The 8,669-nt window shown below is 52.6% G+C and carries 5 protein-coding genes; 2 read left to right on the top strand and 3 right to left on the bottom strand.

Features of this window, described 5'->3' with window-relative positions:
• The first annotated feature begins 1,029 nt into the window (after positions 1–1,029).
• Together ABD971_RS29240 and ABD971_RS29235 are read left to right on the top strand one after the other, a co-directional pair.
• The gene (locus ABD971_RS29240) at positions 1,030–1,524 is read left to right on the top strand and encodes a response regulator (protein ID WP_345327260.1); all 495 of its coding nucleotides are present in this window, start codon (positions 1,030–1,032) and stop codon (positions 1,522–1,524) included.
• Positions 1,525–1,953: 429 nt separating this feature from the next.
• Positions 1,954–3,456 carry an IS1380 family transposase gene (locus tag ABD971_RS29235; RefSeq protein WP_345327259.1) on the top strand — a complete coding sequence of 501 codons (1,503 nt, stop codon included), beginning with the start codon at positions 1,954–1,956 and terminating at the stop codon, positions 3,454–3,456.
• 410 nt (positions 3,457–3,866) lie between these two features.
• On the opposite strand, the gene ABD971_RS29230 is transcribed toward ABD971_RS29235, so the two are convergent.
• From ABD971_RS29230 to ABD971_RS29220, 3 genes are read right to left on the bottom strand one after another with little or no spacing between them, the layout of a single operon-like run.
• Positions 3,867–4,856 (bottom strand): cation diffusion facilitator family transporter, encoded by a 990-nt coding sequence (locus ABD971_RS29230; RefSeq protein WP_345327258.1) that lies wholly within the window; start codon positions 4,854–4,856, stop codon positions 3,867–3,869.
• A gap of 11 nt (positions 4,857–4,867) precedes the next feature.
• A complete protein-coding gene (locus ABD971_RS29225; RefSeq protein WP_345327257.1) occupies positions 4,868–5,227 on the bottom strand; it encodes a SpoIIAA family protein in 360 nt (119 codons plus the stop codon).
• A gap of 43 nt (positions 5,228–5,270) precedes the next feature.
• Positions 5,271–8,453 carry an FAD-binding and (Fe-S)-binding domain-containing protein gene (locus tag ABD971_RS29220; protein WP_345327256.1) on the bottom strand — a complete coding sequence of 1,061 codons (3,183 nt, stop codon included), beginning with the start codon at positions 8,451–8,453 and terminating at the stop codon, positions 5,271–5,273.
• Positions 8,454–8,669 lie beyond the last annotated feature (216 nt).

Below are 8,669 nucleotides of genomic sequence, written 5' to 3'. Positions count from 1 at the left end.
GAGGTTTGAAGCTTGCCTTGGATAAGGATGCCAGGGAGAATGGTACAGCGATGGCCGATGGGCGTGCGCGACGTGGCAACGCCAGCGCAGGGAACAGGGCCAATGGAAACGGCCAAACTGACGCCGATGCTGCGTAACAACCTACTCTCAGCTTAGCCTTTACCAACTCGATACCCGGTCCAGCCCAAAACTGAGCCGGGTATTTTTGTGCGAAACCACGGGAAAACGAGAGATTGAGTTTTGCGCGTTTGACTCGGAAATTGACTCCAAACGAACTCGAAATCCGGTTTCGTGGTACTACGCAGAGAAAGCGTATCGGAAGTCGTTGTCGTAAACCGTTTCCAAACCACGCTTTGCGGAATTCACTTTGAAAGTTGAATTCAGGTTAGTGGTGTCCTCGACTAACGGGAATTCCATCTTTGCTATGAAGATTGCTGACTACCCGTTTCAGTGACGAAGTCGTCTCAGATTTCACTTACAAAGATTTCCTTGGCTGCTGGTGACATTCCTGTTCGCAACCTTCCCGCCATAGAGTCTGGCACATGATTTGCTTAACGTTCGTGGTTAAAGCTTTAAGGTCAATATCGCAAGAGGATAGTTCTTAATGCCGGAACGACCGAGGCAAAATCAGATTCATGTATCGCGATAAACTCGGAGACTGCTGCCCAAATGCAGTCGCGATGCACGATAATCGCACACGCATTGGGAAGGACATGGCCACTGCTACCGAAAAACGCACGGAACTCCTCAAAGAGCTGTCCCAACAAATCAGACGCTGGATCGTTCAATGTACGTCAAACGCCGGATCGCCGAGGCGGTCAAGCGATGATGCTGCGATCTCGTGCTGTCGACACCGTTGTAGCTCTGTAGGCAACGAAGCGGCCGGAGTGTAGCCACCTAGTATTTCTAGATAACGATCGCATCAGCCACCGCGAGCACGCCAAATTGCGTGTATGCAATGTCGAACGGCCGTCGCGATACAACGGGATAACAATTGCGGACGATTGACGCGATAACTTAGGAAGCAAGATGCAAGACTCAAAATCTAACTATCGTGTCCTCGTCGCCGATGACATTCGTTCCGCTCGCGAAGTCTTACGCAGTTGGCTCAGCGAACTTAAGATGGAAGTCACTCTCGTCATGGATGGTCGGTGCGCAATCGAGTCGATCAATGAGACTCCACCCGACTTAATAATCACCGACATTGAAATGCCCCGCATGTCTGGCCTGGAATTGATAAATGCAATCCGCGGGAGCGATGATCCGCTGATTAATCAATTGCCGGTGGTTGTCGTCACCAGTCTGCTCGACAAAGAAATCGGCGATGTAGTCGGACATTTTGGTGGGACTACGGCAATGATCAAACCGCTCGACAAGCTCACCACCCAAACACTCGTGCGGGGAATCCTGTCTTCAAACATGCCTACCAAGATCGACGACAACAAAGAGTTGACTGACACTATGGGCATCAGTTCTGCCATTTCACCAACGCTCAGACGCTTGATGCGGAAAGCACAGAAGTAAATCGCGGTTCTCCGTAAAGATCTGAATGTTGTGCCCACACATTCTCCACCGCAATCACGAATACAGCTTCCTGTGGTGATTCAGTAGAGCCTATTTTGTTCTGGCACTGTTGGGTGAGTTGAAATGTGCCGAGGCGTGAGGCGAGTAAGCGAGGTTGCCGAAGCAACATCTGTCGGAACTCTGAAGAAATCTCGGGTATGACGTAAATCGCGAAACCTTTTGGGCGCGATGCCCAGACTTCCACTACACGAAGCCGTCGCTCTAGTCCTTAATCAAGCGAAGCTTGATTGGAAAATAGATTAGAAAGCTCAAAACCCTCGGCGTTTATCGCGTAAATTGGAGATTACTACAACTTCAAGTCACGCACGCAAACGAGGGTTTCGAGTGAACATCAAGCTACGTCGAAAAGCCAGAGCACGCAAGCGAAAAATGTTGCGGAGAATCGCCAAGGAGAATTGGTCCGGTTCGTCACCCATGATCACTCCGCCGAACATTCAATACGAACTCGCTGACAAGCAGCAAGCCATCGCTGCCGGCGGCATCGGAACCATTCTCCAACTGTCAAAGCAACTCGATCTTCGCAACGAAATCAACCAAGCGATACCGCTGTTCAAACTTCATCTGCCCTACGACGAAGCCGATCATGTGATGAATATTGCAATGAATCTGCTTGCCGGTGGCAATTGCCTTGAGCATCTGGAAGATCGGCGCAGTGACGAAGCTTACCTCAATGCCGTAGGCGCCGAGCGGATTCCCGACCCGACCACTGCGGGTGACTTCTGCCGCAGGTTTAGTGACACCGATATCCTCCACCTCATGAACGCCTTCAATCGAGCTCGACAGCGGGTTTGGAAACAGCAACCCGAAGAATTCTTCGATCTTGCGATCATCGAAGCCGATGGAACGCAAGTCGAAACGTCTGCCGAAAAGAAGCAGGGCATCGGGATCAACTACAAAGGCCAATGGGGCTATCATCCGCTGGTCGTGACACTGGCCAATACTCGCGAACCGTTGTTCATCGCAAATCGCAGTGGCAACCGTCCCAGTCACGAACACTCCGCGTTCTATTTCGATTTGGCCATCAAGCGTTGCCGTGATGCAGGCTTTCGCAAAGTCGTGCTGCGTGGTGACACCGACTTTTCGTTGACGGAAAACTTGGATCGCTGGACTGACGACGAAGTCGAGTTCGTCTTCGGCCTCGACGCGATGCCCAACTTAGTCAAAATCGCGGATAATCTCGATGAATCGGCTTGGAAAACGCTCCGGCGTCGGCGTAGCGAGAAGAAGCCACCGGAGAAACCAAGAGCTAAACGCCTTCGCTTGAAAGAACAGATTGTCGTCGAGAACGGTTACCTCAACAAACGACTCGCTGGAGAACGAATCGCAGAGTTTGACTACCAACCTGGCAAATGCAATCGAACCTATCGAGTTGTTATGCTTCACAAAGAGGTGCATTTGACACGGGGGCAGATGCGTCTGTTTGACAAGGAAGAGCCTGTCTATTTCTTCTACATCACCAACGCAGCGAAGAAGGCGAAGCCTGCTCGCCAAGTCGTGATCGACGCGAATGCCAGATGCAACCAAGAGAACAACATTTCGCAACTGAAGCAGTGTGCGTTGTGCGCACCGCTGAATGATCTGAGGAGCAATTGGGCTTACATGGTGATTGCATCGCTTGCTTGGAATTTGAAAGTGTGGGCAGGGTTGATGATCAAGCCGAGCGGAACGTCCGAGCAACGCCTCGAGCAAGCGAAGATGAAGTCGAAAGTGATCGCGATGGACTTCACGACGTTTCGGGATCGGATCCTGATGATTCCAGCACAGATCATCCGTCGCAGTCGCTCGTTGTTGTATCGCCTGCTGAGCTACCGCCCGTCAGTGGACGTGTTACTGTTGATCGAATCGAATATCCGACGCCCACTTCGCTGTTGACGGCAAAAATTGAACGAAGTCAGTGTCTGGACGCACTGATACCGCCGCACCGCCGAATCCAAGAAAGCCCCCGACACGATGAGCAAATCCCCCCCAATTTCCCCCGCCAGCATCGCTGGCCAGGGTAGCCGCGCGCCGAAAAATATCCGCCGCAGAACGCAAAACCTTAAACAAACTTCGCTTGTTTAAGGTCTAGTGTCTCGACCAGTTCGCGAAGGTAATTGGACTAGGTGATAAATGCCTTTAGTCGCAATCGCTGCTACGTTCGCGAACACAGACATTCGATTTCTTTCGAGGGATTACCAATCAGCAACGCGATGCTGACGATCAAACAGGCGAGCACACCACGGTTGCGGGTACCGCCGCTACGATGATAGAGGAATCGTCCTCATGTAGGTGGAATTTCGCACTCATTCAACGCAAGTATCGCACGTCGCCTGGCTCGAATTAATTAAGTCGAACTCCAAAGTCGAGTGACCAATATCGTACCGATCTGCCAGACATACTTTAATTCTATCCTTGATTGACTCCAATTCCGCCGCCCTTTCGTCGGCAATGACGACATGCGCTTCCATTGCTCGGTGTCGCTCGTCAAGCTCCCATACATGTAGGTGGTGCAGCCCAACTACTCCGCTAACTTGTTGAACCGACTCAATCAAAGCTTGCAGGTTCAAAGTGGGGGGAGCACCTTCCATTAAGATCCGAGTTGCCGGCGGAAGCATCTTGCAGACTTGCCAAAGCACATAGCTGGCAATCAGCAAGGTGATGACTGGATCGACCCGCATCCAATCGAGCCAGAGGATCGCTATGGCACCGAGCAACACGACAACCGATCCGGCGGCATCAACGATGTTGTGAATGAATGCGGCCCTCACGTTCAGTGAGCCGCGACTCATTGCCCACAACAACTGAGCTGTGCCGACATCGACGACAAACGCCACGATTGCAGTCACCGCCATCAGCCAGCCAACGATCTCTTGCGGCAGAAACAGTCGTTTGATGCCTTCGTAGACCAGGAACAATCCAATCATTGCCAATAGCGTAAGATTGATGGTTGCGCCAATCATTTCGGCTCGTCGATATCCAAACGTGTAACGTTCGTTCGCGTCTTTCTTGGAGATACGTCGCGCTACGTACGCAATCAAAAGTGAGTTTGCATCGTTAAAGTTATGGGCGGCATCCGACAACAATGCCACGCTTCCAGAAACAGTCCCCGCGATCACTTGGCCGAGCGTCAGAAGTTGGTTCAGCAGGACAGCGCATAGCAGTCGGGAATCACTCACACCGCCAATCTCGCCCCCGTGGCTGATCCCATGTGAATGGCCAGCGTGATCGGCGTTACGGTCGTATGAATCGGTTGAATTCCGCCCGCGCTGCGGAGGCGAGGATCGCTCGTTCATCGTTCGCCAAGCTAAGCCGCGGCCCATTTTCGGGCATCGTCGAGATTGACTAAATCAAAGTACTTGATTTCTGCGGTAGTGAAGGGTCGACAGAATACCGACATGCCCTTTTCCCATTTACTGTCGCCGACGATGGCAAGTCGCTGGATGTCATTGAAGTGTTTGACGTCCCACTTGATATCGTCCCACAATGCTGCCACCTCCCAGCCATGGAAGTCAGTCAGCACCACAATCAGTCGTATTTTTCCATGCTGCTCAATGCGTTGCTCGGTGAGTGGCACAAAGCGGTCATAGTCTGTGCCGGTCAGTTTTCCGGTCAATTCGACTTCGATGAGTTGGCCATCATTGGTTTCTGTAATGTTAACGGACATATCAAAATCACCTCATTTGCGAGAGGGGCAAAACGAAAACTACTCAATTTTTAAGGGAGCGGCGCGAGCCGCCCGGTTTTTTACGATTGATTGGCTGGATTGTCGCCGGACAGCTTGCGCTTGCGAAGGTCTGCGAATCTTCCATCATCGCCATTTCAACGACTTGAGCGAGATGGATGGCTTTCCTTCCCGTGAGTTGTTTGATCTGTTGCTGGCAGCTAAATCCATTGGCGATGATGAGCGTTTCGCGGTCGGCACCACGCACCGCTGGACATAGTAACTGTTCGCCGATCTTGATGCTAACGTCGTAGTGATCCGACGCGAAACCGAATGCACCGGCCATGCCGCAACAACCGTCGTCGACGAGTTCATAGTCCAAGCCGAGCTTTTTCAGCATACTGATTTCGGCGTCCATGTGGATCACTGACTTGTGATGACAGTGTCCATGCACGAGTGCTTTGCGATGAAGCTGCGAAAACTCGTGATTCTGCATCTCCATAAACTCGCTGAAGAGGAAGGTTTGCTTCGACAGAATCTTAGCGTCTTGGCGATGCGGTAAGATCTCGATTAACTCGTCGCGGAACACGGCTACGCAGCTTGGTTCAATCCCAATGAGCGGCACGCCCGCAACGATCCAAGGGTGGAGCGAATCGAGCGTTTGCTCAAGCAACCGCCTGGCAGTTTTGAGCATGCCCCAGTCGTACAGCGGACGGCCACAACACAATGGACGAGGCGGGATTTCAACGCGATAGCCTAACTGGTGCAGTACCCGAGTCATCGAGATGGAGGCATCGGTGCTGAGATAGTTATTGAACGTGTCGGGCCAAACCAAGACCCGGTCGGTGACGTAGGTTTGACGTGACTTGGGCGGATTCAGCCGATGTCTCTCGGAATCGTGAGGATACGAATCAGTCTGGAAGCGTGGAACATGTTCGTGCCGCAGCGTGCTTTTCTCGCGGCCAGCGCCGTCGAAATCTCCGGCATCTCCGACGGACAGCCGAGACTGGGCGCGAGTTTCGCTACGTTGGGATTCCGTTTCAGCAAACCAGTCTCGAAACGTTGGTGAGGCAAACGTTGGCATCGTTCTCGACTGGGACACGTCAGCGGTCCATTTCGCGATCGAGCTAAAAGGTTTCGTCTGGGAAAAGAAGTTGGCGAGGCGAGGCATTTTTGACGCCAAACGTGCCCACCAGTAAATCCAGCCCATCGCGTACGCCTGACGGGGACGAATCCGCCACGCGTAATAGTGACTCAAAAATTCGGCTTTGTAGGTTGCCATGTCAACATTGACAGGGCATTCGTGCTTGCATCCTTTGCATGCCAAACAGAGGTCGAGCGCCTCGTGAATGTGTTTGTCTCGCCAGCCATCGACGATCACATCTCCTTGTAGCATTTCGAACAGCATGCGTGAACGACCGCGCGTCGAGTCCTCTTCTTCACGCGTGGCCATGTAACTGGGACACATCACTCCGCCGTCGTCTCGCCGACACTTGCCGACTCCGACGCAACGGTTAACAGCTTTGGCAAACGATCCACCATCATTGGGGAATTGAAAGTAGGTCTCCGTCGACGTATTCGGATGATAGTGTTTCGCCCCATGACGCAGGTTCTGGTCGGGCGTGTAGGAATCAACCACTTTGCCGGGATTCATTCGTCCTTGCGGATCAAAAATGGCTTTGAATTTGCCGAATGCGTCCACCAACTCCTGACCATACATTTTGGGTAGCATCGACGCACGAGCCTGACCGTCACCGTGCTCGCCCGAGAGCGAGCCACCATATTTAACAACCAAGTCCGCAGCTCGATCGAGAAATCGTAACCAATGCTGGACTCCCGGTTCGGTTGCTAGGTCGAAGGTAATCCGGCAATGGATACATCCCTGGCCAAAATGACCATAAAGTGCGCACTTGTAATCAAACTCCTTGAGTAGGTCGCGAAACTCTCCCAGATACTTTCCGACGTTCTCGGGAGCAACGGCAGCGTCTTCCCAGCCGGGATGGGCTTCGTCCATGTTTGGAACGTGTGCAGTTGCTCCAAGTCCTGATTCTCGTACTTCCCATAACTTTTGCTCTTCCCACTGATCCTCGAACACCTTGATGCTCGGCGGATTGTCGCATCGCATTAGTTCTTCAATCAGCTTGTTGGCAGCGGCATCAGCTTTCTCTTTCGCATCGTCGCCGAACTCGACCAGCAGCCAACCTGCGCCATCGGGCAATAACTGGACGTCTTCGGGATGCAGTCCCTTTAGTTTCATGTATTGGACTAGGTTATCGTCCATGCCTTCGAGACCGACCGGTTTGTGCTGCATGATTTGTGAGACATGGTCGCCAGCTTCGTAGACCGACTGATAGCCTAAAACCACCAGCGTCCGCTCACGTCGCTGCGGAATCAAATGCAGCTTTGCCTCCAAGACAGCGACACAGGTACCCTCGGTGCCTACCAAAGCACGGGCGACATTGAATCCGTTTTCAGGCAGCAATTCATTGAGGTTGTATCCCGATACTCGTCGAGGGATTTGCAGATATCTTTGCCGGATCAATTCCGCATATTGATCACACAATTCTTTCAGTGCTCGATAGATCTCGCCCTGCCCGCTGCCGCTGTCGATGATCCGTTGTAGTCCCTCGTCGCTGGTCGGCCCGACGGTCATCCGCACTCCTTCGTAGGTTAAAACATCTAGCGTCGCGACATTGTGTGCCGTCAACGGACCGGGGCCGTAAAACTCCGCCATGACACTGTGGACGCCGCAAGAGTTATTACCGATCATCCCTCCAAGCGAATTGTGACTGTGGGTCGCCGGATCAGGTCCAAACGTCAATCCACACTCTTGTGCGGCATCACGAAGCGTATCGAGCTTGCATCCAGGCTCCACTCGCGCAAGCTTGTTTTCCGCGTCGATTTCCAACACATGATGCATGTATTTGCTGTAGTCGATGACGACGGCGACATTGCAACACTGTCCGGCAAGACTGGTGCCGCCGCCGCGAGAGGTGACGGGTGCACCAAATCTCCGACAGGCTGCAAAAATTTGCATAACGTCATCTACTGAACGCGGAACGACCACGCCAATCGGAATTTGTCGATAGTTGGATGCGTCGGTCGAGTACGCCGCCCGACTGCCGTGATCGAAGCGGACTTCAGCGGAGGTGGTTCGTTTAAGTTCCGCCGCCAACTCGCCAACGTAATCGGGTTCGGCCAGCAATTGCTCGGTGCGATGGTTCTTCACAAGTATCTCCGCACAAATTTCCTTGAACTCTCGAGCAGGAAGTCTCCGCAATCGACGTGCCGCAGATTGCTGAAGCAGGCACGACACTTGCCTTTCCACCCAAAAGTCGTACCGTCGGTCATCTGACTTATAACCATCCAACGGCTCGGCTCGGTGACGGCCGTTCGTTCGCTTTTAGATTCAAAGAGTTCCTCAATATGTTTTGGGAGTTTTCCC

The organism is Novipirellula rosea (assembly GCF_039541335.1).
GTDB classification, from domain to species: Bacteria; Planctomycetota; Planctomycetia; order Pirellulales; family Pirellulaceae; genus Novipirellula; species Novipirellula rosea.
Note: the sequence above shows the minus strand (reverse complement) of the source record. Positions and strands in the feature narration are given on the sequence as shown.

What these genes read in the sequence shown, in the direction of transcription:
- ABD971_RS29240 (WP_345327260.1), top strand. Translation starts at nt 1,030, where the DNA reads ATGCAAGACTCAAAATCTAACTATCGTGTCCTCGTCGCCGATGACATT.
- ABD971_RS29235 (WP_345327259.1), top strand. Translation starts at nt 1,954, where the DNA reads ATGTTGCGGAGAATCGCCAAGGAGAATTGGTCCGGTTCGTCACCCATG.
- ABD971_RS29230 (WP_345327258.1), bottom strand. Translation starts at nt 4,856, where the DNA reads ATGAACGAGCGATCCTCGCCTCCGCAGCGCGGGCGGAATTCAACCGAT.
- ABD971_RS29225 (WP_345327257.1), bottom strand. Translation starts at nt 5,227, where the DNA reads ATGTCCGTTAACATTACAGAAACCAATGATGGCCAACTCATCGAAGTC.